29 protein-coding genes are annotated in these 25,323 nt (G+C 59.6%); 14 read left to right on the top strand and 15 right to left on the bottom strand.

The annotated features are described in order from the left end of the window. Window positions 1–77: 77 nt before the first annotated feature. From QMX82_RS03005 to QMX82_RS02960, 10 genes are all read right to left on the bottom strand, one after another. The gene (locus QMX82_RS03005) at window positions 78–824 is read right to left on the bottom strand and encodes a TIGR03747 family integrating conjugative element membrane protein (RefSeq protein WP_282281182.1); all 747 of its coding nucleotides are present in this window, start codon (window positions 822–824) and stop codon (window positions 78–80) included. Further along, complete coding sequence (locus tag QMX82_RS03000) at window positions 824–1,306, bottom strand: hypothetical protein (protein WP_282281181.1); 483 nt, start codon at window positions 1,304–1,306, stop codon at window positions 824–826. The genes QMX82_RS03005 and QMX82_RS03000 overlap by 1 nt, the downstream gene beginning before the upstream one ends. Further along, complete coding sequence (gene traD, locus QMX82_RS02995) at window positions 1,303–3,468, bottom strand: type IV conjugative transfer system coupling protein TraD (protein ID WP_282281180.1); 2,166 nt, start codon at window positions 3,466–3,468, stop codon at window positions 1,303–1,305. Before traD ends, QMX82_RS03000 begins: the two co-directional genes overlap by 4 nt. A 2-nt stretch (window positions 3,469–3,470) precedes the next feature. Then, window positions 3,471–3,785 carry a hypothetical protein gene (locus QMX82_RS02990; RefSeq protein ID WP_282281179.1) on the bottom strand — a complete coding sequence of 105 codons (315 nt, stop codon included), beginning with the start codon at window positions 3,783–3,785 and terminating at the stop codon, window positions 3,471–3,473. Window positions 3,786–3,794: 9 nt separating this feature from the next. Next, window positions 3,795–4,289 carry an integrating conjugative element protein gene (locus tag QMX82_RS02985; protein ID WP_282281177.1) on the bottom strand — a complete coding sequence of 165 codons (495 nt, stop codon included), beginning with the start codon at window positions 4,287–4,289 and terminating at the stop codon, window positions 3,795–3,797. Then, on the bottom strand, window positions 4,286–4,852 hold the full coding sequence (locus QMX82_RS02980; RefSeq protein WP_442969369.1) for a transglycosylase SLT domain-containing protein: 567 nt from the start codon (window positions 4,850–4,852) through the stop codon (window positions 4,286–4,288). Before QMX82_RS02980 ends, QMX82_RS02985 begins: the two co-directional genes overlap by 4 nt. Then, window positions 4,849–5,601: a TIGR03759 family integrating conjugative element protein gene (locus tag QMX82_RS02975; protein WP_282281174.1), complete on the bottom strand. Its 753-nt coding sequence runs from the start codon at window positions 5,599–5,601 to the stop codon at window positions 4,849–4,851. Before QMX82_RS02975 ends, QMX82_RS02980 begins: the two co-directional genes overlap by 4 nt. Before the next feature lie 12 nt (window positions 5,602–5,613). Then, the gene (locus QMX82_RS02970; protein ID WP_282281172.1) at window positions 5,614–6,318 is read right to left on the bottom strand and encodes a methyl-accepting chemotaxis protein; all 705 of its coding nucleotides are present in this window, start codon (window positions 6,316–6,318) and stop codon (window positions 5,614–5,616) included. A gap of 114 nt (window positions 6,319–6,432) precedes the next feature. Continuing rightward, window positions 6,433–6,711: a hypothetical protein gene (locus QMX82_RS02965; RefSeq protein WP_282281171.1), complete on the bottom strand. Its 279-nt coding sequence runs from the start codon at window positions 6,709–6,711 to the stop codon at window positions 6,433–6,435. Between the two features lie 148 nt (window positions 6,712–6,859). Further along, on the bottom strand, window positions 6,860–7,069 hold the full coding sequence (locus QMX82_RS02960) for a DUF7740 domain-containing protein (protein ID WP_282281170.1): 210 nt from the start codon (window positions 7,067–7,069) through the stop codon (window positions 6,860–6,862). Window positions 7,070–7,176: 107 nt separating this feature from the next. Between QMX82_RS02960 and QMX82_RS02955 the strand changes: the two genes are divergently transcribed. The 8 genes from QMX82_RS02955 to QMX82_RS02920 all read left to right on the top strand — a co-directional run bounded on the left by QMX82_RS02955 (window position 7,177) and on the right by QMX82_RS02920 (window position 15,247). Beyond that, window positions 7,177–7,611, top strand: a complete 435-nt coding sequence (locus QMX82_RS02955; RefSeq protein WP_282281169.1) for a LexA family protein — start codon at window positions 7,177–7,179, stop codon at window positions 7,609–7,611. Then, window positions 7,604–8,872 carry a Y-family DNA polymerase gene (locus QMX82_RS02950; RefSeq protein WP_282281168.1) on the top strand — a complete coding sequence of 423 codons (1,269 nt, stop codon included), beginning with the start codon at window positions 7,604–7,606 and terminating at the stop codon, window positions 8,870–8,872. The genes QMX82_RS02955 and QMX82_RS02950 overlap by 8 nt, the downstream gene beginning before the upstream one ends. A 199-nt stretch (window positions 8,873–9,071) precedes the next feature. After that, window positions 9,072–10,751 carry a Mu transposase C-terminal domain-containing protein gene (locus tag QMX82_RS02945; protein ID WP_003465068.1) on the top strand — a complete coding sequence of 560 codons (1,680 nt, stop codon included), beginning with the start codon at window positions 9,072–9,074 and terminating at the stop codon, window positions 10,749–10,751. 2 nt (window positions 10,752–10,753) lie between these two features. Continuing rightward, window positions 10,754–11,662: a TniB family NTP-binding protein gene (locus QMX82_RS02940; protein ID WP_003465065.1), complete on the top strand. Its 909-nt coding sequence runs from the start codon at window positions 10,754–10,756 to the stop codon at window positions 11,660–11,662. Next, a complete protein-coding gene (locus tag QMX82_RS02935; RefSeq protein WP_003465063.1) occupies window positions 11,659–12,876 on the top strand; it encodes a TniQ family protein in 1,218 nt (405 codons plus the stop codon). The genes QMX82_RS02940 and QMX82_RS02935 overlap by 4 nt, the downstream gene beginning before the upstream one ends. Before the next feature lie 51 nt (window positions 12,877–12,927). Next, a complete protein-coding gene (locus QMX82_RS02930; RefSeq protein WP_000904906.1) occupies window positions 12,928–13,542 on the top strand; it encodes a recombinase family protein in 615 nt (204 codons plus the stop codon). A gap of 65 nt (window positions 13,543–13,607) precedes the next feature. Next, window positions 13,608–14,411, top strand: a complete 804-nt coding sequence (gene aph(3'')-Ib / locus QMX82_RS02925) for an aminoglycoside O-phosphotransferase APH(3'')-Ib (protein WP_001082319.1) — start codon at window positions 13,608–13,610, stop codon at window positions 14,409–14,411. Further along, on the top strand, window positions 14,411–15,247 hold the full coding sequence (locus QMX82_RS02920) for an aminoglycoside O-phosphotransferase APH(6)-Id (RefSeq protein WP_000480968.1): 837 nt from the start codon (window positions 14,411–14,413) through the stop codon (window positions 15,245–15,247). Before aph(3'')-Ib ends, QMX82_RS02920 begins: the two co-directional genes overlap by 1 nt. Here the strand turns inward: QMX82_RS02920 and merE are convergent. The 4 genes from merE to QMX82_RS02900 form a co-directional block, all read right to left on the bottom strand. After that, on the bottom strand, window positions 15,219–15,578 hold the full coding sequence (gene merE / locus QMX82_RS25925; protein ID WP_442969368.1) for a broad-spectrum mercury transporter MerE: 360 nt from the start codon (window positions 15,576–15,578) through the stop codon (window positions 15,219–15,221). The genes QMX82_RS02920 and merE overlap by 29 nt on opposite strands. Further along, window positions 15,575–15,940 (bottom strand): mercury resistance co-regulator MerD, encoded by a 366-nt coding sequence (merD, locus tag QMX82_RS02910; RefSeq protein WP_003465059.1) that lies wholly within the window; start codon window positions 15,938–15,940, stop codon window positions 15,575–15,577. Before merD ends, merE begins: the two co-directional genes overlap by 4 nt. 16 nt (window positions 15,941–15,956) lie before the next feature. After that, complete coding sequence (gene merA / locus QMX82_RS02905; RefSeq protein ID WP_442969370.1) at window positions 15,957–17,333, bottom strand: mercury(II) reductase; 1,377 nt, start codon at window positions 17,331–17,333, stop codon at window positions 15,957–15,959. Window positions 17,334–17,489: 156 nt separating this feature from the next. Further along, the gene (locus QMX82_RS02900; protein ID WP_011347535.1) at window positions 17,490–18,065 is read right to left on the bottom strand and encodes a carboxymuconolactone decarboxylase family protein; all 576 of its coding nucleotides are present in this window, start codon (window positions 18,063–18,065) and stop codon (window positions 17,490–17,492) included. 75 nt (window positions 18,066–18,140) lie between these two features. Here QMX82_RS02900 and QMX82_RS02895 point away from each other — a divergent pair, with 75 nt between their 5' ends. The 6 genes from QMX82_RS02895 to QMX82_RS02870 all read left to right on the top strand — a co-directional run bounded on the left by QMX82_RS02895 (window position 18,141) and on the right by QMX82_RS02870 (window position 24,357). Then, window positions 18,141–18,983, top strand: coding sequence for a helix-turn-helix transcriptional regulator (locus QMX82_RS02895; protein WP_003830784.1), 843 nt, complete (start codon window positions 18,141–18,143; stop codon window positions 18,981–18,983). A gap of 489 nt (window positions 18,984–19,472) precedes the next feature. Further along, window positions 19,473–20,063 carry a recombinase family protein gene (locus QMX82_RS02890; protein ID WP_282281167.1) on the top strand — a complete coding sequence of 197 codons (591 nt, stop codon included), beginning with the start codon at window positions 19,473–19,475 and terminating at the stop codon, window positions 20,061–20,063. Further along, window positions 20,050–21,180: a DNA methyltransferase gene (locus QMX82_RS02885; RefSeq protein ID WP_282281166.1), complete on the top strand. Its 1,131-nt coding sequence runs from the start codon at window positions 20,050–20,052 to the stop codon at window positions 21,178–21,180. Before QMX82_RS02890 ends, QMX82_RS02885 begins: the two co-directional genes overlap by 14 nt. 8 nt (window positions 21,181–21,188) lie before the next feature. After that, on the top strand, window positions 21,189–22,511 hold the full coding sequence (locus QMX82_RS02880; RefSeq protein ID WP_282281165.1) for a DUF262 domain-containing protein: 1,323 nt from the start codon (window positions 21,189–21,191) through the stop codon (window positions 22,509–22,511). After that, window positions 22,512–23,585, top strand: coding sequence for an MAE_28990/MAE_18760 family HEPN-like nuclease (locus QMX82_RS02875; RefSeq protein WP_282281164.1), 1,074 nt, complete (start codon window positions 22,512–22,514; stop codon window positions 23,583–23,585). An 88-nt stretch (window positions 23,586–23,673) separates the two neighbouring features. Continuing rightward, a complete protein-coding gene (locus QMX82_RS02870; RefSeq protein ID WP_282281163.1) occupies window positions 23,674–24,357 on the top strand; it encodes a hypothetical protein in 684 nt (227 codons plus the stop codon). A 46-nt stretch (window positions 24,358–24,403) separates the two neighbouring features. Here the strand turns inward: QMX82_RS02870 and QMX82_RS02865 are convergent. Next, window positions 24,404–25,323, bottom strand: a 920-nt coding sequence (locus tag QMX82_RS02865; protein ID WP_282281162.1) for a helicase-related protein, incomplete at its 5' end; no start/stop codon positions are given.

Raw genomic sequence — 25,323 nt, 5'->3', positions numbered from 1 at the left:
TCTAATACCACCCCTGCATTTTGATATTGGATCGAATCGCTCTGTGACCGGGTTTCGGTCACGGAGCACGCCTGTGACTACAGGTATTTCTTGAACGAGGCGGTCGTGAGGTTCACCGACAGGGCGAGCAGCGCTGCGCACGGCAGCAGCACCAGGAGCGGGCTCACACTGATCGGCAAGGCGAGGTACAGCGACCAGGGCAGCAGGGCGAGCGGCAGCATGGTGCTGCGGGCCTTGTGGTAGAAGTAGCTCGACTCGCGGCCCGCGCTGAACTTGCGGATGTCCCGCCGCACCAGGCCGTCGATGAAACCGACCAAGGCGGCCATGGCGAAGAGCGGTACAGCCAAGACCAGGATCACCAGGCGCACGCAGAACACCAGGATGGTGAAGAGCGCTGACAGGCCGTATGTCTGCACCGTCGTCACGCTCTGCGCGGCTAGGTAGCGCACATCGAGCTCGCTCCGCGGGCCGGCAGCCGCCAGCTGCTGCATCCCTGTCAGCCACTGGACCAGTCCTGTTTTCACAAAGAGCCAGTCGTAGAGAAGCCCTACCAGCCAGGTCGCCGTGTGCCCGGGCTCCTGGACCACGACGCTGGACAGGAAGCCTTGTGACAGCCAGCCCAGCTCGTGATCGAGCATGCCCTTGGCATGGTGCCAACCAGCTTCTGGCCAGAAGAAATACAGGCAGAGCCAGTCCACCAGGATGGCGCCGCCCAGGGATAGGAACATCACGCCGATGAAGTGGAACGGGAAGCTGAGCACCGACCCGATAAAGGTCTGCTCTTTGACCTGCTGTTGCTGAGCGCGCTGGGCGACGTCGGCCATTAGCGGCGTCCTCGAGGAGCGGCGCTGGCGCGCCGGGCAATGGAGAAGAGCGCTTGGCGCTCGGCGGCGAGATCCGGCTGATGCTGGAAGGCTTCCCACTCGGTGCCTCCTGCTCGCCCTGCCGGCGGCCAGAGGTTACCGCGGGGCCGCACGACCTCGGCTACCTGGCGGCCGGTGGCTACTAGCAAGCCCCAACCCGGCGGTAGGTCAGCGGCTTGCAGCAGCCCTTCGGGACAGAGGTAAAAGCGATAGAGCCCCAGGCCGCCAGCGGCGCGCTCGGGCTTGTTCCGGTCGGCCAGGAAGTCGGCGCGGCTGGTCTTCACCTCGATCAGCGTCGAGCAGTTGCTGCGAAAGCCCAGCACGTCCGGCTGCTCACGTGATCCGAAGCAACGCAGCTCGGTGGCGACGAGTGGAAAGCCCTGCCGGCGCAGCCAGGCGGCGCCCAGGGCGACGAGGCGGGCGTGATCGAGGTCGCTGGTCATGCCGCGTCTCCTTCGTCAGCGGCGCCTTGGGTCATCTGCCGGAAGTCGTCCTGCAGGTCCAGGGGTAGGTCATCTGCGACCCGGCGCTGGCCAGGGGCCTCCCACCACTCACTGCCGGTGGCCTGACCCACTTGGTAGGCCTTGCGCATCTTCTCCGCGAGCTCCTGCAAGTCCTTGGGCATCGCTTCATCCGGATCCACCGCCGGCAGCGGCATCCGCACCTTCCACAGGTTGCCGCCCTCGATCAGCGCGTAGCACTGGCCCTTGGGTAGGCCCACCACATGGGCGGGCTCCAGCATAGGCACGCTGGTGGCGCTGAGCTGGTCATGGGTGTTGGAGGTGAAGGCGGTCTTGCCGTTGACGGCGTCACTGGCGCTGCTCGCCGGCGTGGCGGTGAATACCTGGACCTTGGGCAACTGGTTGGTCAGCAGCTCGGCGGTCGCTGTCTCACGCACCCGCAGCATGAAGAGGTTGTTGAAGTTGCCGATGATCTGCCCGGCCTTGGCGCGGTTGCCGATCTTGGCCTCGATGTCGGACAGGGTCTGGGTGTAAGCCGTCACCTGCAGGCCGGCACCGCCACCCTTGTTGATCATGGGGATGAACTCATCACCGATCAGTTCGTTGAATTCGTCGGCGTGCAGGTTGATGGCCACCTTGCTGCTGGCCTGCCCGGGCAAGCCGTCATCGATGCCGTACTTGTAGATGTGGCCGGCCACCGAGACCAGGTCGGAGAACATGGAGTTGCCGACCGCCGCGGCAACCTCGGTGTCGGAAAGGGCGTCTAGGCCCACGTAGACCACGGCGCGTTTACGCACCACCTGCATCCAGTCGAAGATTGGCCGGGGGTCGTTGACGTCGTGGTAGTCCGGGGCGATCAGCTCGGCCATGCGGCCGGTGGTGAGCTTTTCCAGCAGCGGCAGCAGCGAGGCAACGATCTTGTCGAAATAGGTCTTGTCGTAGCGCACCGCGCTGCGCAGGCCATCCATGACCGGATCCAGCACGCGCGTCTGGTTTAGATACTGATCAATGGCAATCACGCGGGGCAGCCGGCCTCGCATGTTGAAGGGGGTTGTCTTCTCAGACACCTTCGCCTCAATGGCAATTACCTTCTCCCACGCTTTGGGGTCATGTTCGTCGAAGTATTTCTGTGCGTACTCCAGGAACAGTCCTTCGATGCTGATCACGTGCTGCTGGATCTGCAGGTAGTCCGGCCGCCGGCCGAGGGCGACCAGGGCCCGGGCAATGATGTTGACGAAACGCCAGGCGAATTCCTTGAACGCTGCCGAATTGCCCTCGCTGGACAGCTGGCCCGCGACGCGGGTGGCCACCTCCGAGATCCGGCCAAAGCGGCCCACTGCGTTGTAGCGTGCGGACTGGTCCGGCCAGCCCAGGTGGAAGACGTAGAACTCGTTGGCCCGGCCGGCGCGTTCGCACTCGACGTACATGCGCTTGAGGAGGTCGGCATCGCCCTTGGGGTCGAAGACGATCACTACCTCATGCTGACCGTGCCGCTTGCGGCGGATGTCTTGGGTGATGAAGAGCTCGGCCAAGCGCGTCTTGCCCACGCGCGTTGTGCCCAGGACGATGGAGTGACCCACTCGCTCGCCCAGCGGCAGGGTGACGTCGTACTCCTCGGGCTCAATGCCATGCAGGCGCGGCAGACCGCCCACTGGTGGCAGCGGCCGGAACGGGTTTACAGCATTATCCCAGGCCGTGGCCTTGGCCAGCAGGGTGAGCGGGAAGGGGGCGAACTCAAGGCGCGCCTCGAGGCGCCGTGCCTTGTTGGTCCACTCCGACGGCTCGACATAGGGCGCGTACTGGGGCAGGTAGGTGTCGACCAGGCGCTGGGTGTGTTTCTGTTCCCAGCGAAAGCCCTTGCCCACGAACAGCCGCTCATTGCTGACCGGAATCTCCTTACTGGTCATGCTGTAGTACGACAGGCGCCGGATGTTGCGCCGGTAGCGCAACACGCGCAGCGCCTGGCGCAAGCGGTAGGTTCCGAATACAAGAAAGGCGACAGCCGTGACCAAGCCGAACAGCGGCGTCAGAGCGACGGCCCAGGGTGCGAAGACGCACAGGAATGCCAGTGCTAGGCACACTTGGACCGTGTAGAGCTCTACGGCAGGGCGTAGCAGGGTATCCAGGGCATGATTACGGGCCATGGCTAGCGCTCCAGCTCGTCAGTACCTGGCAAGGGCAGTTCGGCGGCGTGCTCTTTGCGGATCGCATCGGCCTCGCCGGGCGGTAGCGCGGCTTCGAAGCGCTCGCAGAGGGTGATCTCATCGTCCATAGAGCGGCCGGTGATCTCGCCGCCATGGAGATCGACAAGAACCTCGACATCGCCGGCTAGGGCAGCGCGTGCTTTCTGGTGGTCAGGTAGACGAATGACCATGGTCAGATAGAACGAAGCACCTGCCTGTGTTGGACGGAAGGTGAAGTTTTCGTCCTGAGCTGGGTATGGAGCCTGAAATCTGGGCACTGGGACCTCCTATTGCTCAAGGGCAGTGGGGGTGATGAGTACGGGGTAGTGGGCAAGCCCTAAGCGGGTAGCCAAGTCATCGCCGACGACAGGGCTGACGGCCAGGCCGCCGGTCCAGCTGCGGATCACCGCCAGGCGTTCGGCACTGGCGACGTTGACGGCCAGGCCAACGGCGCCGAGGCGCTGTAGGGTGTCGCTGCGGCTGGCCAGCCACCGGCGAGACAACTCGTCGTCGCCGACCAGGAAGAAGGGCTGCAGGCCAGGCGCGTTAAGTGCGCGGCCCTGGACAGTCCCGGGCGTCAGTCGTGGCGATCGCACCGGGAAGCCCTGCGCCAGACTGGGCTGCGGCACCGGTGCCTGGCGCTGCGCTGTTACGGGCTCAGGATTGAGGCCCTGGTAGTAAGGCAAGGCGGAGATGCCGCCGCGGTCTTCGACCACGGTAAGGCTGGCGGCCTGGACCGCCAGAGGCAGGGTCAAGGCGAGGAGCGATAGGAAATGCTTCATGGATTCGAGGCCAGGAGGTTCAGGCCGGTAACCCGGCTCAGGTGCTTGGCGAAAAGCTCGCGGTACTTGGCGGCAGGGGCGCCGCCGGCGGGGCGGTGGTAGCGGCCGGCGACGTTGATCCAGTCGCCACCTTGGGCGCGTAACTCGGCCAGCATTCGCGCGGCGACTTCCAGGTTTTTGTAGGGGTTGAGCGCTTCGCAAGGCGAGACGCCGCGGCCGAAGCGATGCCCGTTCCAGCCCATGTTGACCTGGGCGATGCCCACGTCGACGCGCTTGGCGCCGGCGGTGTTCAGCGCAACCAGTAGCGCAGTGCAGGCATCAGCGCGGGTGGCGAAGCGATAGCCAGCACCGGCGACATTGAGCGTCCACGGCCAGGGCACCAGCTGAGTGCCTTGGCCACGCAGGCGGGTACCGCTCTCCTGCAGGGCCACGGAGTACAGCACCTCGGAAGGGATGCCGGCCTGATAGGCGGCCAGCTGATAGGCCGGCGGCGGGGTCTCGGCCCCTAATGCGACCATTGCGAGCGTCTGCAGAATCACGCCGGCGCCGAGTGCCTTGATCATTGCCGGAGCCATTGCCCGTTCACCTCGCGGACAGCCGCCGGCAGCTCGCCGCCCAGACCCAGCTGGACCCATCGGCCAGCATCATGGTTGAGGGTGATCTGCCGCGTGCGCACTTTGGCCGGATCGATGCCGGCGAGCACGGCCCAGCGGCGGATCCGGGCATCGTCGTTCTGACTGCCGATCAAGTAGAGGTCGAAGGCCTGGCCCGTGCTCTGCAAGGCCTGGACCCGTTCGGTACAGGCGGTACAGCTGTCAGTTACGAACACGGCAAGCCGCCCATTGCCGCGTACTGCTGGGCTGGCCTGGGGCGCTGCCTGGCCGCCGGCCTGCACCGGCTGCAGATTCGGATACAGACGGTTCCAGGCATCGCGGTAGGCCTGGTCGTAGGCCAGCTCCTTCTGCACCCGCTGCGCCTCGGCACGGACCTGTAGCTCGGCGTAGCGGCGCCGCTCGGCATCGGACTGGGCTTCGATGCCCAGTGCGGTGAGCGGATCCAGACCGGGTGAGTAGACGCCGCGGCTACCCTGCATCAGGGTCCGGTAGCGCTGGAACTCCTGGCTGCTCAGGCCCCATTCCTGGGCGACGGCGCTGTCGTTACGCTGGACCGCGCTTTGGCGCTCAGCACTGCCCGTTTCGCCCGAGAAGACTTGGGGGGCGGCGAGGTCCGCGGTGAGTGCCGGCGCGTCCGGCGAGAGCAGGATGAGGGCGATCGCAAGGCTCGCCGGAAGGAGGGAGGGTTGTGGACGCATGGGTTGCCTCTACTACTTGACGGAAAGGGTGCGGGTCGCGCCGTCAACGCTGAACTGCGCCTGACGATCGTCGAGATTGGCCAGCCGCCAGCGGGTACCGCCGACGTTGTCACCCGGGCGCACCAGGTAGAGCTCGCTGAGCTGGGTGCTGCCGGGTGGAGCGACCGAGAGGAAGCGCTCGCCGCCGCGATACTCGATGCCGACCACGGTGAAGGGGGGAGGGGTGTCGACCGGCTTGGGCGGCTCGAGCTTGCGCGCGGTTGCTGGAGCATTTCGCTGCTTCGGAACAATCAGAGGAGGTGGTGCCTTCGCAGGCTCCACCGCTTTTCTGCGCAGTTCGCCGAGATCGTTTTGCAGGCCTTCGATCTTCGCCTCGAGCACCACCAGGTCGCCGGACTGGGCCATGCCCTGCAGCGCAGTCTGATTCGCGCGCTGGATCTCCACCAGCATCGCCTGGGCCGTATCGATCCGTTGGGACAGAGCTTGCTGGCTAGCGCGGAAATCGGCGTCCTGGACAGGCTTGCCACCGGCGAAGCCATCCATCTGGTCCTGCATCTTGTCCAGACGCTGGGTGATGGCCTGGACCGTGTTCTGGTCAGCCGTAGCGTTCAGGTCACGATTGACGTGGGACAGCTCCACATAGAGATAGAGGCACGCACCCGACAAGGCAGCGAAGCCTACGGCGGCGAGCGTTTGAGAGAGGGAAGGGCGCTTCATAGGGGACCTCGCACAGGATGCCGTGCACGGTCGCAGAAGCGCGGAAGGGGGTCAGCAGGAAACCTTATCTAGGTCTCAGGAGGTTAGGTTTCGGGGTTGCAGCGCCGGTTCACCCTAGGCAATGCGGTGCTCGATCACCGCTGGGGCCGAGGCCGGTTCGACATAGGCGCTCAGCCGCTCCAATTCCTTTTGCAGCCTGGCGATGAGGGCATTCATCACGAAGGGATTGAGTGCGTGGTCGTTGGTGATCTGGGTGTAGGTGAGCCTGACGGACTCGCCGGGGTGGTAGATGGCGACGAGGATCTCGGTGAGCGAGACCCGACGGCAATCTACGCGGAACGGGTAGAGCCCAATACTCAGTGCGCGTCCTGCGCTTTCCAGTCCATCCTTCACGTCCTAATCCTTGAGCCAATCGGGCTCGAAATCATATCCAGTGATGATGATAGCGTTGTGCTATGTCAGCAGATAGTACGGTTGATCGGCGCTAGACGGTCAGGATTTCTGCCGCGTATGCACCTCGTACGGACGAGTGAGAGACCCATCAGTCCACGTTGCGAGCGATGTGACGGACCAGATCCAGCGGATACCGGCTCTGAACAATGTTCTGCATCAGGTCGCGCTGCCGCTTCGGGAGCAGCTTGATGCAGCGTCTGGCCGTATCACGCATAGCGCTCTCGGTCCCATGGATGCGCAATGTCAGCAGCAGAACTAGCAAGCAGTAGTTCAGGTCGCGCTGGGGTGGCTTGGCCATGTATATATCTCCAGTCGTCGGCGGCGAGTGACGTCAGATGGACAGCTTAGCGATTCCTTTGCTAACTGTATAAATACACAGTCTGACGAAAGGAGGCTCGCTTTGCCATGTCTATCGAATTTGTCGCCAATCTGGCTCCATCTGAAAAGGCCCTTCCGGTCTTCCTCTTCCGCGTCCCCTGCGGGTTTCCGTCACCCGCGCAGGATCACCTCGAATCGGTCATCTCGCTCGATGACCTACTGAACATCAAGGCCCCACACACCTACATCGTCCGGGCCACCGGGGATAGCATGATGGGCCTGGGAATTTTCCCGAATGACCTGCTGATCATTACCCGGGCACGCGAAGCGGTACCGGGCGATGTCGTGGTCGCGGCGCTCAACCGCGAGCCGCTGATCAAGACCCTGCAGCGCAATGCCCATGGCCAGTACGAGCTGCACTCGGCCAACCATCACTACAAACCGATCCCGGTACGGGAGGAGGACGAATTCGAGGTCTGGGGCATCGCTACCGATTGCCTGCGGCGCCTCGGTCATGCCTGACCAGGTCTATGCCCTCATCGACTGCAACAGCTTCTACTGCAGCTGCGAGCGCATATTCAGGCCGGACTTGAATGGCGTGCCCGTCGTGGTCCTCAGCAACAACGATGGATGTGTGATCGCAAGGTCGGTCGAAGCCAAAAAGTTAGGAATTTCCATGGGGGCGCCCTGGTTCCAGCTGCGGGAGTTCGCGCGTCAGCATGGCGTTCAAGCGTTCAGTTCCAACTATGCGCTCTATGGTGACGTTAGTGACCGTGTGATGCGGACGATCGGGAGCCTGGTACCGGCCTACGAGATCTATAGCATCGACGAGTGCTTTGCTGATCTGACCGGTATACCGGAGCCGCTGATCGACGTAGGCCGAGCGATCAAGGACAAGGTCTTCCAGTGGACACGGATCCCGGTTGGCGTTGGGATCGCAAATACCAAGACGCTGGCCAAGCTCGCCAACCATGCTGCCAAGCGTTGGATTGATCGAACCGGCGGGGTAGTTGATCTCCGGGACCCGGAGCTGCGCGACAAGGTTCTGCGGAAGTTGCCGGTCGACGAAGTCTGGGGAGTAGGCCGCCGGCTTAAGGTGAAGCTTGAGGCCATGGGTATCCAAACGGCTTGGGACCTCGCCCAGTACGATGCCTGGTCGCTGCGCAAGCAATTCAGCGTCGTCCTGGAAAAGACTGCCCGAGAGCTCAGAGGCGTGCGGTGTCTCGACCTCGAGGAGATCGAGCCGCCGAAGCAGATGATCTGCAGCAGCCGGATGTTCGGTACCCGTCAGTATCAGCTTTCTGCGCTGGCCGAGGCGGTGGCCAGCTACACGTCGCGTGCGGCAGAAAAGCTCAGAGTCCAGAAATCCCTGTGTCAGATCCTTCGTGTCGGCATTCAGACTGGCATGTTCAATCCCGAGCAGCCTCGCTATGCCAATAGCGTGACCCTGCAGCTGCCCTATCCCACTGATGACACTCGGGTGCTGATCCAGTACGCCCAGTTCGGGCTGGCCCGGATTTTCCGGGAAGGGTATGCCTACTCCAAAGCCGAGATCCTGCTGGCCGAGATCTGCCAGCGCGACGAAGTCACTGGCGACCTCTTCACCCAGGCGCAGCCTGCGATCGCTGACCAACTGATGGCTACCCTTGACGAAGTCAACCGCAAGTACGGTCGCGGCACCTTGCGAGCAGCTCGGATCCGCGAAGCACCAGGATGGAGCATGCGGCGCGAGTTGCTCAGCCAGGGCTTCACGACAAGGATCGATCAGGTCTGGCAAATCTAGCAATCTCGATTTCTCAAAAACGGTCGTTTTCGATAGCAATATCCTAGCGCGAGGATTGTCGTTTTCAGAAGACGACCGCACCATCTGACTGGATGTAACGCCTGGTGTGCATACGGCTCCTGACAGCCCAATATCAGGAGTCGTCTGCACCAATCTCGACTATGCTCAATACTCGTGTGCACCAAAGCGAGGTTTGGGCATGACATCAGACACTCCACCGATTGCCGCGCAAGGCGTGGCCACCCTGCCCGACGAGGCATGGGCGCAAGCCCGGCACCGGACGGAAATCATCGGGCCACTGGCAGCGCTTGAGGTGGTCGGGCATGAAGCCGCCGATGAGGCAGCCCAAGCGCTGGGCCTGTCCCGGCGACAGGTATATGTCCTGATCCGTCGCGCCCGGCAGGGTACTGGCCTGGTAACAGACCTGACGCCCGGCCGATCCGGCGGCGGCAAAGGCAAGGGGCGCTTGCCGGAACCGGTCGAGCGCATCATCCGCGAGCTGCTGCAAAAGCGCTTCCTGACCAAGCAGAAACGCAGCCTGGCGGCGTTCCACCGCGAAGTCGCGCAGGCGTGCAAAACCCAGAAGCTGCCGGTGCCGGCGCGCAACACCGTGGCCCAGCGGATTGCCGGACTACACCCGGCGAAAATAGCCCGCAGCCGGGGCGGGCAGGACGCTGCCCGTCCCTTGCAAGGCGCGGGTGGCATTCCGCCAGAAGTCACCATGCCGCTGGAACAGGTGCAGATCGACCACACCGTCATCGACCTGATCGTGGTCGACGAGCGCGACCGGCAACCGATTGGCCGCCCATATTTGACCCTCGCCATCGACGTGTTCACGCGCTGCGTACTCGGCATGGTGGTCACGCTGGAAGCGCCGTCCGCCGTCTCGGTCGGCCTATGCCTCGCGCATGCCGCCTGCGACAAGCGGCCCTGGCTGGAAGGGCTGAATGTGGAAATGGACTGGCCGATGAGCGGCAAGCCCAGGCTGCTCTATCTGGACAACGCGGCCGAGTTCAAAAGCGAAGCGCTGCGCCGTGGCTGCGAACAGCATGGCATCCGGCTGGACTATCGCCCACCAGGCCAGCCGCACTACGGCGGCATCGTGGAACGGATCATCGGCACGGCGATGCAGATGATCCACGACGAATTACCGGGGACGACCTTCTCCAATCCCGGCCAGCGCGGCGAGTACGATTCCGAGAAGATGGCCACCCTGACGCTGCGCGAGCTGGAGCGCTGGCTCGCGTTGGCGGTAGGCACCTATCACGGCTCCGTGCACAACGGCCTGCTCCAGCCGCCGGCCGCGCGCTGGGCCGAGGCCGTGGAGCGCGTTGGCGTCCCGGCCGTCGTTACCCGCCCCACCGCGTTTTTGGTCGATTTCCTGCCGGTGATCCGCCGCACCCTGACCCGCACCGGCTTTGTCATCGACCACATCCACTACTACGCCGACGCCCTCAAGCCGTGGATTGCCCGGCGCGAGCGCTTGCCCGCCTTCCTGATCCGGCGCGATCCGCGCGACATCAGCCGCATCTGGGTACTGGAACCGGAAGGTCAGCACTATCTGGAGATCCACTACCGCACCTTGTCCCATCCGGCCGTCACCCTCTGGGAACAACGCCAGGCGCTGGCCAAATTGCGTCAGCTCGGGCGCGAGCAGGTGGACGAGTCGGCGCTGTTCCGCATGATCGGGCAGATGCGCGAGATCGTGACCACCGCCCAGAAGGCCACGCGCAAGGCGCGGCGCGACGCTGATCGCCGCCAGCACCTCAAGACGTCGGAGCCACCGGCCAAGCCCATACCGCCGGATGTGGACATGGCTGACCCGCAGGCAGACAACCTGCCGCCGGCCAAACCGTTCGATCAGATCGAGGAGTGGTAGCCGTGGACGAATATCCCGTCATTGACCTGTCCCACCTGCTGCCAGCGGCACAGGGTTTGGCCAGGCTGCCGGCAGACGAGCGCATCCAGCGCATTCGCGCCGACCGCTGGATCGGCTACCCGCGCGCGGTCGAGGCGCTGAACCGGCTGGAAACTCTGTATGCGTGGCCGAACAAGCAACGCATGCCAAACCTGCTGCTGGTCGGCCCCACCAACAACGGCAAGTCGATGATCGTCGAGAAATTCCGGCGGGCGCACCCGGTCGGCACCGACGCTGACCAAGAACATATCCCGGTGCTGGTCGTGCAGATGCCGTCAGAGCCATCGGTGATCCGCTTCTATGTCGCGCTGCTGGCTGCGATGGGCGCGCCGCTGCGCCCGCGCCCACGGCTGCCGGAAATGGAGCAACTGGCGCTGGCCCTGCTGCGCAAGGTCGGCGTGCGCATGCTGGTGATCGACGAACTGCACAATGTACTGGCTGGCAACAGCGTTAACCGGCGCGAGTTCCTCAACCTGCTGCGCTTCCTCGGCAACGAGCTGCGTATCCCCCTGGTCGGGGTCGGCACGCGCGAGGCGTACCTGGCCATCCGTTCGGACGATCAGTTGGAAAACCGCTTCGAGCCGATGCTGCTGCCGCCGTGGGAGGCCAATGAGGACTGCTGCTCGCTGCTGGCCAGCTTCGCGGCGTCACTCCCGCTACGGCGGCCATCCCCGATTGCCACGCTGGACATGGCCCGCTACCTGCTCACCCGGAGCGAAGGCACCATCGGCGAGCTTGCACATCTGCTGGTGGCGGCGGCCGTCGCCGCCGTGGAGAGTGGCGAGGAAGCGATCAACCACCGCACGCTCAGCATGGCCGACTACATCGGCCCCAGTGAGCGGCGGCGACAGTTCGAGCGGGAACTGATGTGAAGTCCGCGCCGCGCTGGCCGCTGCATCCGGCACCCAAGGAAGGCGAAGCCCTGTCCTCATGGCTCAACCGGGTCGCCGCCTGCTACCAGATGGACGTGCACGAGCTGCTGGCCCACGATCTTGGTCACAGCCAACTTGATGACCTGGATACCGCACCATCCTTGTCGTTGCTGACGGCGCTCTGCCAGCGCAGTGGCGTCGAGCTGGAGCGGTTGCGCAGCATGAGTCTTGCAGGCTGGGTGCCGTGGCTGCTCGACAGTCTCGACGATTCGGTACCAGCAGCCTTGGAAACCTATACATTCCAATGCGCGGTGCTCCTGCCCAAGCGCACCCGCAAGGTGCGGTCCATCACTCGCTGGCGTGCCTGGCTACCGAGCCAGACGATTCGCCGGGCGTGTCCGCAGTGTCTGAACGATCCAACGAATCAAGCTGTGCTACTCGTCTGGCAGCTCCCCTTGATGCTGAGCTGCCCGCAGCATGGCTGCTGGCTGGAGTCCTACTGGGGCATGCCCGGCCGGTATCTTCAGTGGGAAATCGCCGATGCTGCGCCGCGCCCTGCCGATGACGCAATCGCCTGCATGGACCGGCGCACCTGGCAGGCGCTGACGACGGGTTTTGTGGAGCTGCCGCGTCGGCGTGTCCACGCCGGCTTGTGGTTCCGGCTGCTGCGCACCCTGCTTGATGAGCTGAACACGCCGCTCTCGCACTGCGGCAGTTGCTCGGCGAGCATCCGCCATGTCTGGGAGCGCTGCGGCCATCCGCTGCGCGCCGGGCAGAGTCTGTGGCGTCCCTACGAGATTCTGGCCCCGGCGGTGCAGTGGCAGATGCTGGAGGCGGCGGCCACCGCCATCACGCTGATCGAGTCAAAGGCGCTGATCCCGCGCGGGGAACAGGCCGCGCTGTTTCAGACGGAGCCGCACACTGGTTTCACCAACGGCCTGCCGGCGAAGGTGCCGAAGCCGGAACCCATCAACCACTGGCAACGAGCAGCCCAGGCCATCGATGAGGCCATCATTGAAGCGCGACACAACCCGGAGACGGCCCGCTTGCTGTTCACACTGGCGTCCTACGGGCGACGCGACCCCGAATCCCTGGAACGTTTGCGCGCCACGTTCACCAAGGAGGGCATCCCGCCGGAGTTTTTGTCACATTACGAGCCTGAATGGCCGTTTGCAGGTCTTAGACTAAATGACGGGTTAAGTGACAGTTTTTGACGGCGAGAACTTTCTGGCTCACACTGTCACATAATCGAACGTTTGTGATACATGCTGATCGGATATGCCCGCGTCTCCAAAGCCGATGGCTCGCAGTCTCTCGACCTGCAGCACGACGCCTTGCGCGCCGCAGGTGTCGAACGGGACAATATCTATGATGATCTTGCTTCCGGCGGTCGTGATGATCGCCCTGGCTTGACTGCCTGCCTCAAGTCATTGCGTGACGGCGATGTGCTGGTGGTCTGGAAGCTCGATCGCCTCGGACGATCGCTTGCCCATCTGGTCAACACGGTGAAGGAGCTGTCAGACCGCAAGATCGGCCTGCGGGTTCTGACTGGAAAGGGCGCTCAGATCGACACCACGACTGCGTCCGGTCGCATGGTGTTCGGAATCTTCGCCACCTTGGCCGAGTTCGAGCGGGATCTGATCCGAGAGCGCACCATGGCGGGTCTCGCCTCCGCGAGAGCGCGCGGTCGCAAGGGCGGACGAAAATTCGCGCTCACCAAAGCTCAGGTGCGTCTCGCGCAAGCCGCCATGGCCCAGCGCGATACTTCAGTTTCCGATCTCTGCAAGGAACTCGGCATCGAGCGCGTCACTCTCTACCGATATGTCGGTCCCAAAGGCGAGCTCAGAGACCATGGAAAGCATGTTCTCGGACTTACGTAGCAACTCGTTTCTTTTCGCAGGTTGAGCCACCTCCGCGCTTCATCAGAAAACTGAAGGAACCTCCATTGAATCGAACTAATATTTTTTTTGGTGAATCGCATTCTGACTGGTTGCCTGTCAGAGGCGGAGAATCTGGTGATTTTGTTTTTCGACGTGGTGACGGGCATGCCTTCGCGAAAATCGCACCTGCTTCCCGCCGCGGTGAGCTCGCTGGAGAGCGTGACCGCCTCATTTGGCTCAAAGGTCGAGGTGTGGCTTGCCCCGAGGTGATCAACTGGCAGGAGGAACAGGAGGGTGCATGCTTGGTGATAACGGCAATTCCGGGAGTACCGGCGGCTGATCTGTCTGGAGCGGATTTGCTCAAAGCGTGGCCGTCAATGGGGCAGCAACTTGGCGCTGTTCACAGCCTATCGGTTGATCAATGTCCGTTTGAGCGCAGGCTGTCGCGAATGTTCGGACGCGCCGTTGATGTGGTGTCCCGCAATGCCGTCAATCCCGACTTCTTACCGGACGAGGACAAGAGTACGCCGCAGCTCGATCTTTTGGCTCGTGTCGAACGAGAGCTACCGGTGCGGCTCGACCAAGAGCGCACCGATATGGTTGTTTGCCATGGTGATCCCTGCATGCCGAACTTCATGGTGGACCCTAAAACTCTTCAATGCACGGGTCTGATCGACCTTGGGCGGCTCGGAACAGCAGATCGCTATGCCGATTTGGCACTCATGATTGCTAACGCCGAAGAGAACTGGGCAGCGCCAGATGAAGCAGAGCGCGCCTTCGCTGTCCTATTCAATGTATTGGGGATCGAAGCCCCCGACCGCGAACGCCTTGCCTTCTATCTGCGATTGGACCCTCTGACTTGGGGTTGATGTTCATGCCGCCTGTTTTTCCTGCTCATTGGCACGTTTCGCAACCTGTTCTCATTGCGGACACCTTTTCCAGCCTCGTTTGGAAAGTTTCATTGCCAGACGGGACTCCTGCAATCGTCAAGGGATTGAAACCTATAGAAGACATTGCTGATGAACTGCGCGGGGCCGACTATCTGGTATGGCGCAATGGGAGGGGAGCAGTCCGGTTGCTCGGTCGTGAGAACAATCTGATGTTGCTCGAATATGCCGGGGAGCGAATGCTCTCTCACATCGTTGCCGAGCACGGCGACTACCAGGCGACCGAAATTGCAGCGGAACTAATGGCGAAGCTGTATGCCGCATCTGAGGAACCCCTGCCTTCTGCCCTTCTCCCGATCCGGGATCGCTTTGCAGCTTTGTTTCAGCGGGCGCGCGATGATCAAAACGCAGGTTGTCAAACTGACTACGTCCACGCGGCGATTATAGCCGATCAAATGATGAGCAATGCCTCGGAACTGCGTGGGCTACATGGCGATCTGCATCATGAAAACATCATGTTCTCCAGTCGCGGCTGGCTGGTGATAGATCCCGTCGGTCTGGTCGGTGAAGTGGGCTTTGGCGCCGCCAATATGTTCTACGATCCGGCTGACAGAGACGACCTTTGTCTCGATCCTAGACGCATTGCACAGATGGCGGACGCATTCTCTCGTGCGCTGGACGTCGATCCGCGTCGCCTGCTCGACCAGGCGTACGCTTATGGGTGCCTTTCCGCAGCTTGGAACGCGGATGGAGAAGAGGAGCAACGCGATCTAGCTATCGCGGCCGCGATCAAGCAGGTGCGACAGACGTCATACTAGATATCAAGCGACTTCTCCTATCCCCTGGGAACACATCAATCTTACCGGAGAATATCGTTGGCCAAAGCCTTAGCGTAGGATTTCGCCCTCTCCCGCAAACGACCCCTTTGAAGGCCCGCAGCAGTCGTGTCACAGACAGGACGAACAAACCGGTCAGCGTGAGGGCTGCGATACCCCAGTACTCTCCGATGAACGCGCCGGCCGTCGTGCCGGCCAGCACAATGGCGAGAATCGGCAAATGGCAGGGACAGGTGAGCACGGCCAGCGCGCCCCACAGGTAGCCGGTGATCGGTTTGTGCGTCTCGGACGGCAAGCGCTCGGGGCTGTTCATGGCAGACTCTCCGCGTGCTGTGCCGGCTCGGTCGGCATGGTGGCCAACTGCACCTCCAGATCGGCCAACGCTTCGCGCCGACGCTCGACGAACTGGCGCAGAACGGCAAGCTGCGCGGCCGCTTCATCGCCGTCCGCAGCATCCAGCGCCCGGCACAGCCGCGCCAGCGCGTCCAGGCCGATGCCCGCCTCGAAGGCCGCCCGCACGAAGCACAGCCGTTGCAAGGCGGCATCATCGAACAGGCCATAGCCGCCCGGGGTGCACGCCACCGGACGCAGCAATCCGCGCAGCAGGTAGTCGCGCACGATATGCACGCTCACCCCGGCATCAAGGGCCAGCCGGGACACGGTGTAGGCGCTCATTGAAAACCTCCTTTTTTTATCCAGCGCAGCAGGAAAGCTGCTTCACGTCCTTGTTGAAGGTCTGCGCCGCAAGCTTCAACCCCTCGACCATTGTCAGGTAGGGGAACAACTGGTCGGCCAGTTCCTGCACCGTCATGCGGTTGCGGATGGCGAGCACCGCCGTCTGGATCAGTTCGCCCGCTTCCGGGGCCACCGCCTGCACGCCGATGAGCCGTCCGCTACCTTCCTCGATGACCAGCTTGATGAAGCCGCGTGTGTCGAAGTTGGCAAGCGCTCGCGGAACGTTGTCGAGTGTCAGCGTGCGACTGTCGGTCTCGATGCCATCGTGGTGCGCTTCCGCCTCGCTGTAGCCCACGGTGGCGACTTGCGGGTCGGTGAACACCACTGCCGGCATCGCGGTCAGATTGAGGGCTGCGTCGCCGCCGGTCATGTTGATCGCGGCACGGGTGCCGGCGGCCGCTGCCACGTAGACGAACTGCGGCTGGTCGGTGCAGTCGCCGGCCGCGTAGATGTTCGGGTTGCTCGTGCGCATGCCTTGGTCGATAACGATGGCCCCTTGCGCATTGACAGTGACCCCCGCCGCGTCCAGCGCGAGGCTGCGCGTATTCGGTGCCCGACCGGTGGCAACCAGCAACTTGTCAGCGCGCAATTCACCGTGTCCGGTGGTCAGCACGAATTCGCCGTTCACATGGGCGACCTGGCTGGCTTGCGTGTGCTCCAGCACCTCGATGCCCTCGGCGCGGAAAGCGGCTGTCACGGCCTCGCCGATGGCCGGGTCTTCCCGGAAGAACAAGGTGCTGCGTGCCAGGATCGTGACCTGGCTGCCGAGCCGGGCAAAGGCTTGCGCCAGTTCCAACGCCACCACCGACGAACCGATCACGGCCAGGCGTGCGGGAATGGTGTCGCTGACAAGCGCTTCGGTGGAAGTCCAGTAGGGTGACTCTTTCAGGCCCGGAATCGGCGGCACGGCCGGACTGGCACCGGTGGCGACCAGGCAGCGGTCGAACGTTACCTCGCGCTCGCCACCCTCGTTCAAACGGACGACCAGGCTCTGGTCGTCCTTGAAACGCGCTTCACCGTGCAAAACGGTGATGGCTGGATTGCCGTCCAGGATGCCTTCGTATTTGGCGTGCCGCAGTTCATCGACACGGGCCTGCTGCTGGGCCAGCAGTTTGCTGCGGTCAATCGCAGGCACAGTTGCCGCAATACCGCCGTCGAACGGACTTTCCCGGCGCAGATGGGCAATATGGGCAGCGCGGATCATGATCTTGGACGGCACACAGCCGATATTGACGCAGGTGCCGCCGATGGTGCCGCGTTCGATCAGCGTGACCGTCGCGCCTTGCTCGACGGCCTTCAGCGCCGCCGCCATCGCGGCCCCGCCGCTGCCAATGAGTGGCGCCGTCCAAGAACTTGCCGGTCTTGCGGTAGTGCTCGGCCGAGGCCTTTAGTCGCCGGCCGTGACGGCCAGTGGCAGGACGAGGGCGCTGGCGAGCAGAGCGCCGGTGAGTGCGATTTTCATCGTGTTCTCCTTATATGCCTATGGAGATCAGACGGCGACCACGGGGAAATCCACCGTGGGGTCGGCGATGTGGTTGGTGTAGTTGGTGAGCGTGTTCAGCGCGACGTTGGCGATCACTTCCAGTATCAGGCCGTCGTCGAGCCCCGCGCGGCGGTAGTTGGCCATGGCGTCGGCCGACACCACGCCGCGTTGCTCGACCAGCGCGCGGGCAAAGCCGGCGATTGCATCGTCAAGTGCGTTGGCCGCCTGGCCGGTGCGGGCCGCGGCGATGGCCTCTGCCGACAGTCCGGCACCTTTGCCGATCAGGGTGTGTGCGCTCAGGCAATACTGGCAGCGATTGGCTTGACCGGCAGCGAGCGCAACGATCTCGCGCTGGGAGGCATTCAGGCGGCCGGTGCCCAGCGTTTCGGACAAGCCGAGGTAGCCATTGAGCGCCGCCGGCGCGTGGGCCAGCGTGGCGAACAGGTTCGGCACCATGCCAAGCTTGGCTTTGACGGCCTTGAGTGTGGCAGCGGTAGCGGCGTCAGCGGTGTCGATGGTCAGGGGGGCGATTTGGGTCATGTCTATCTCCGTAGTGGGTGAGGTGCAAGAGCACGTGGGCATGATCGCCCTTTGTTTGGTACGATATGGCACGTAAAGTATCAAATACGTAACCTATCGTCTTATATGGAGAGTGGAATGGCGGATCGACTGGCCGGCTTGCTCCGGCACTACTCGCTTTCGGCGCGCGTTTTTCACAGCGGCGCCTTCTGTGGGCAGCATCATTACGCGGCGCCGCATGGCTATATCCATCTGGTGCGGCGCGGCCCGATTACGGCGCGTTCGCCCGTGCATGAAGATCTGCTGGTTACCGAGCCGAGCCTGCTGTTTTATCCGCGCGTGGCGTCGCATCGTTTTGTCGCCGCCCCCGGCGATACCGCTGAGCAGTTGTGTGCGGAGGTCGACCTGGGCGCTTCGACGGGCAATCCGTTGGCCATGGCCTTGCCGTCGATGCTGCTGATTCCGTTGGCGGACTTGCCCGGCCTCGGGCCGACGCTAGAGTTGCTGTTTGCCGAAGCCGAGCGCGACCAGTGCGGTCGGCAGGCCGCCATCGACCGCTTGTGCGAGTTGCTACTGATCCAGTTGCTGCGTTATCTGATGGATGGGCGGCTTGGCGCCACCGGACTGCTGGCGGGCCTGGCCGACCCGAAACTCGCGCGCGCCATAACCGCCATGCACGATGCGCCGCAGACCGCGTGGTCGCTCGAGGCGCTGGCGGCGAAGGCGGGCATGTCACGCGCGCGCTTCGCCGCCGCGTTCAAGGACGCGGTGGGCGTCACGCCGGGCGACTATCTGGCCGACTGGCGGATGAACGTCAGTTGCACCCTGCTCAAGCAGGGGCGGCCGGTGGCGGTGGTGGCCGACCGCGTCGGCTACGGCAGCCCGAACGCTCTGGCGCGCGCCTTCCGCGTGCGCATGGGCTGCGCCCCGCGCGACTGGCTGGCGCAGCAGCGCGGTGACGCGGCGCTCAGCGGTTCGTGAGTTTGAGTTCGATTCGCCGGTTCTTGGCGTAGGCGGCGCCGGTGTTGCGCTCGTCGAGCGGGTGAAATTCGCATCACGCCGGAACAACTGGCGGAACTCCAGGTGGCGATCCGTCAACGGCTGGTCAGTCTGTTCGTGCGGCGCGGCCGGCTGGACAAGGCTGAGTCAGTGGCGCAGGTAGCTGGATGACGCTGTCCCGCCCTGAGCCGACGCTCACAGGCGGGGATTTCCAGTGTCGTCATTGTCGGCTATTGGCCGGCAGCAGCCCGTCGTTGCCTGATGGATCCAACCCCTCCGCTGCTATAGTGCAGTCGGCTTCTGACGTTCAGTGCAGCCGTCTTCTGAAAACGACAAGGATTTTGCTAAATTGCTAGCATCTATGTTATCGAAACTCATTCTTAAAACTGATTCTCAATATGCTTAATCAGCACGGATTATGAGAAAATGCTTGATAGCTTTTATCTAAAAAAACACAATTGGTGATAGAATTTGCTTATTGGGTACGCTCGGGTATCAAAGCAAGACCAAAGCCTTGATCTTCAGTTGGATGCGCTGACGAAGGCAGGCTGTGACCGGATTTTTGAGGATCGAATAAGCGGTAGTATCAATCAGCGCCCTGGATTAAATAGGGTAATGGACTTGCTGCGACCAGGGGATACGCTAGTTGTATGGAAGCTTGATCGTTTAGGTCGGAGTGTTCGCAGTTTGATAGATTTAGTAAATCAGCTACGGTCCCAAGGCGTTGAATTTAAGAGTCTGACTGACTCGATTGATACATCGACCATCTCAGGGAGGTTTTTCTTTAATGTTATGGCAAGCTTGGCTGAGATGGAACGCGAGCTGATAGTAGAGCGAACAAGGGCAGGCTTAGAAGCGGCTAAAAAGCTAGGGCGTCATGGTGGCCGGAAGAGAGTAATGACTGATAGCAAAATATCTGCGGCAAAGCATTTGATTGCAATGGGTATGGATATGAAGTCTGTTGCTAAGGATCTGGGTGTGTCATTGCCTACTCTTTATCGTTGGCTTCCAGTAGCGCTAAATGGCGATATCACGATGAGTCAATTAAATGGAAAATCTTGAGGGTGTATTGGTGAATGGCTCCTCGCCTAAGATCACTGTTCCACTGCTGAATGGTATATGCCCATATTTTACCATGTTTCCATTAGATTTCCCGCAGGCGATTTTGAAAGAAGCAAAGCGTGGAGATCTTGTGTTGGATCCGTTCTGCGGTCGTGGGACAACTAATTTTGCTGCAAGGCAATATGGGCTTGAGTCTGTAGGTGTGGATGCAAGTCCAGTTGCGGTTGCAATTACGGAAAGTAAGCTAGTCCGTGTTGATCCTGATGAAATTATTGCTGAAGCTAGGCATATATTGAGTGGCGATAATGATCCTGCGCTTCCTCAGGGAGAGTTTTGGAATTGGGCGTACGAGTCGTCCACTTTAAGAGATATATGCAAGATAAGAAAAGCATTGTTGGAAGATTGCGGTAGCTCCGTACGTAAGGCCCTGCGAGGCATTATGCTGGGAGCGCTGCACGGACCGATCCAGAAAAAAACGGTTTCCTATTTTTCAAATCAGTGCCCTAGGACCTATGCGCCAAAGCCTCGCTACGCTGTAGGGTATTGGCAAGAGAGATCTATGCTTCCCCCTGCCGTAGATGTCTTGGGAGTTATTTCCAGAAGAGGTGTAAGGTACTTTAATCTAAGCTTGGAAGGTATGGGGATTGCTAGAGTCGGGGACAGTCAGAATATCTCCTCGTTAGTCTCGCCCGTTCACGACAAGAAGTTCAGCTGGATAGTAACGTCTCCGCCGTATTATGGCATGAAAACGTATATACCGGATCAATGGCTTAGGAACTGGTTTGTTGGCGGGTCTGATGTGGTTCAATACGAGCATCCTGATCAATTAAAGCATGGAAGTCCGGATCAGTTTTCGGAGGGGCTCAACACTGTTTGGAAGAATGTGGCGAATGTCTCGGATAATGACGCCCAGCTTGTGATTAGGTTTGGAGGTATATCAGATCGCAAGGCGAGTCCTATTGAAATAATAAAGCAGTCGCTTGCGGGTTCGGGTTGGTATATAGACGAGATACGCGATGCCGGCGTTGCAAGCTTAGGGAAGAGGCAGGCCGATCATTTTCTCAAAAGCAAGTCTAATCCAGTAGTGGAGTTGGACGTTTGGGCTTACAAAAGGTAGATCGCGCTATGGCAAGGCAAGGTAAAGTCGAAACAACAGTTCCTTTAGAGCTTCTTCCCAATGAGGAAGTCAATTTCGTTGATGTCAAACTTAAGCGTAGTGCTACTGATGAGGAACTGAATTCTCGCTATGCTAAGGGGGAAGTTCGTATCGTTACTGAATCGGCCAGGTATTCTTTGGCCGGTATACCGGCGATGCTCAATGAGTACGTTGATGTAGACCCGGAGAGCGAGGGCTCTAATCCATCTGCTGGAATTGCAAAAGAACTGAGATACAAGCTCGATCCTGAGTATCAGAGACGTCATCGCTGGAGCGATGAGCGGAAATCGCGGCTCATAGAGTCTTTTCTGATGAACGTACCGGTTCCGCCGGTTTTCCTTTATGAACGCGATCTAGCAAGATTTGAGGTGATGGATGGCAGGCAGCGTCTGACAGCTCTGAGTGACTTTTACGCCAATAAATTTGCTCTTTGCGGATTGGAATATTGGCCTGACCTCGATGGGAGGAGATATTGTGATCTTCCTAAAAAAGTTAGAGATGGGATAGATAGAAGGTACATATCGTCAATAATTCTCTTGAAGGAGACAGCTTCTACAGAGGAGAAAGCTGCTGAGCTTAAAAAAATCGTATTCGAGCGCTTGAATTCTGGAGGCGTTGAGCTGGGAAGCCAGGAAACACGAAATGCCATATATGATGGTCCTCTCAACAAGCTTTGCCTTAAGCTTTCTAATAACGAAAAGTATAGGGAGATGTGGGGTATACCTGCTAATCCTACCGCCGATCATTCAAGTGAAGAGGAGTTGTTGGCCGAGAATGATGTAGCGACGGTTATCGGCAAGCGGATGTTTGAGAAGATGGAGGATGTAGAAATGATCCTCCGCTTCTTCGCATACAGGCAAATAAAAGAATTTCGGGCTGGATTAAATAAAATTTCGGAGTTTCTAGATAAATTTCTCGTTAAAGGGAATGGGTTTGGTGTGTCAGTTATAAATGACTATGAGGTTGTATTTAATGACACTATTGGTTTTTTGTATTCTGCGCTGGGTGTCGAGGCGTTCCATCTAATTGGCGTCAACGATAGGCCTACTAAAATCGTTTATGATCCAATTATGTTTGTGAGTAATGCCAAGGGGATAGTTTGTTATCGTAAAGCGCTGGTAGCTCATCCAGGCTTTTTGAGGGAGAGCTTGGCCAAAGCTTATTCCGAAAATCGAACAATATTCGCAGGAAGAAAAACCAACTACGCAGATACTCAGTCGCGTAATCATATAGTTTACATGGCTTTTATCGATGCTATTGAAAAGATTCAAGATGGGATAGGGAAGTCATAAATGTATGCGGTCATTTCTGAATTTGACAGCGAGATACAAGACCTAGAATCTTTTGTGAAGTCCATAGGTCCCGTGAACGAGCTTTTGGGGACGGATCAAAATCATCACATTAGAAGCTATCTGACTCTTCGTAGGAGATTTGATCACTCAGCCTTTATAGTATCTCTATATGCCACCTTTGAGCGGTATGCGGAAGGTATAGTGGCTGAATACGCCAAAAAACTGTCTCATTTTAAAAGTTATGAGGATCTGCCTGAGGCATTAACAAACAAATATTTGCAGCGAATATCATTTTTGTTAAGAAGCCAGCTTGGCGAAGGTAGATATAAAGGTGTCACTAAATATACAGTGACTGAGAGTCTTTATAAGTGCTTGGCTGGTGAGGCTTATGAACTAATGCCCATGGCGGTCACTCATCACGACAACAACTTGAGGATGGGTCCTCTTACTAGTCTTTTCAAAGACGTGGGTATCTCGTTGTTTTCTGAGATCTTCCGTAAATCCAAGGATGTAGTTGAGTGGCATCGTAGTGAGGGTGGTTATGAAGGAGAGTTCAGTACTATTGCTAGTCGGGTAGAAGCCCGGCTGGATGACCTGGTTGAGCGAAGAAATGAAATTGCCCATCGTGGAGTCTCTGATGATCTAATCGGCCAGGAGGAGATGGAAAGACTTATTAAGTTCATAAGATCGCTCGCCGATGGAATCTATAAGGTCGTATTAGGCGAGACTTTGCGTGAAGCAATTAGCAGTCAGGCTTTTGTTGCGAGTACAGAAATTATTGATGGTCCCTATGTCAAAGGGACAGTAGTTATTGTTAACGCGTCAAAAAATAAATTGTATGTTGGGCAGCCCTTTATTGCTATTGATCCAGCTGGTTGGGCTGAAAGTGGCAATATTGCCTCAATTCAGATTAATAGAGGGAGCGTTCAGTCAGTCTTGGACTTCAAATGGTCGACAGAGATTGGTGTTGGCCTTGATAGGGCTGTAGTAGATAAGTCCAAGATATTTTTCCTGTATGAAGAAGAGTCAAGCATTTGGGCGCCGATTGTTGGTGATAGCTTGGCTTCGAGTTAGCCAAATAATGACATGGTCCTGCTGTATAGCCTTTTGAGCTAACCTAAAGCCATTTGCTAAAATCTCAGGGGTATTTTAAGTGACGTGTTTGCTGGTCGCTCACTTGGGTGGTGAGATTGTTGTTGTAGCAGATAAGCGAGTGACAGCTTATGGTCAGGAAGGTAATCTTCTTTATTTTGAAGATAGTGAAAACAAAATCACTAGGACGGCTATTGGAATTGTTACCGGCTGTGGTGCTGTTGCTATGTTGGAGCCATTCAAAAACTACATGGCTGATAGTGATATCAGAAACTCGGATTGCGCCTTGGAGCAGATATTGCTAATTAGGCGGAATTATTTTGAGTCTGCGGTCGAATGGGCAAGAGTGGATCTTGATCTTGCTGAGACATCTTGGTTGTTTACTTATCCGACGATCGACGAAAATAGAATTTTAAATCGTGTTGTATTTTTTCATCAGTCAATTAGTGCGGATAAGCTAAGCGTTTTGGAGGAGGGGCGGGTAGCATGCTTTCCCAGCGGGTTCTCATTAGAAGAAGCTCAATCGCTACAGCGTGGCATGCAGAATGTTGTTGATGAGGAACTCGGCATGTCTCCACTAGACCAAGTAAGGGGGAAAGTAATCGGTACCATGTTAGGTGTTATCGAAGAGGTGTCGCTCAGAAGCGATTCAGTGTCGCCCACTTGCGACGTGGCCATTGTGAATGGAACGGACGCTTGGATTGCGACTGATGTAAATTCGAGATCGAATAATATTATTTTTGAAGAGTTCTAGAAATATTAGAGTAAAAGAGATGCCCCTTCGAAAAGGGGCTGTATTTTTAGCTATTCACAAGCTGCCTCGCCAACGCCATCTCAACCGAATCACCATCCTGGTTCAGCGCATCGAGTCCTGACTCTGGAACGTCTCCCGACGTGCTCTGAGCTACCGCGATCTTCTTGGCCATCAGCTGCAGGCAGGTGATCTGCGAGCTACCGGCATAGCCGAAGAACAGCACCCGTACCGCCTGCTTCTGACCGATCCGCCACGACCGGCGCGCTGCCTGCTGCAGGGTGTAGACGTTGTAGCCCGTCTGTAGGAAGACGATGGTCGGGAAGTCCAGCAGATCCAGACCGGTCTTCACCAGCTCCGGGTTGGTGACCAGCACGTCGACGCCACGGTCGACTTGGTCGAGGATCCAATCCTCGCGTCGGGCCGTATCCACCGAAGCACGCAGTACCGCCACCTTCAGACCGGCCTGCTCGAGCAAGCGCTTGAGCCGACTGGTCGTGTCCCGGGTGCCGCTGTAGACGGTGTAGGCCAGCACCTTGCGGCCCAGCGCCTTCTCCTGACGGCACAGCTCGATCAGCGCCTCCTCCTTGGGGCTGGCCTGGTCTTCGTCGAAGATCGCGTCGACCCTGGCCAAGGTGTCCCGGGTCCGAGGGTGTTTCACTACCTCCGGCCGGAAACAGCAGTCCGGCCAGGCCAGCAGCACATTGAGCACCACCCCAAGTAGCGTGGTGTCTCGCCGTGCCAGAGCCTGGCGGAGCTCCGCGGTCAGTTTGCCAGCCAGCTGCCGATAGGCCGCGTCCTGGTGCGCCTCCATCGGGATGTCGACGAACTCCTCCTGGTACGCCGGCAGCACATTGCCGCCGATGTCCTTGAGCTTGAGAAACACGGTAAAGGGCAGCACGAAGCGGTGGATGCCTTTGGGGCCGAAGCCTGGGGCCTTCACCGTCCGTACCGAGAGCTTCTTGCCCC

This window comes from Pseudomonas sp. PS02302 (assembly GCF_029959585.1).
Taxonomy (GTDB): Bacteria; Pseudomonadota; Gammaproteobacteria; order Pseudomonadales; family Pseudomonadaceae; genus Chryseomonas; species Chryseomonas aestiva.
This window is presented reverse-complemented; position numbering and strand designations above follow the sequence as displayed.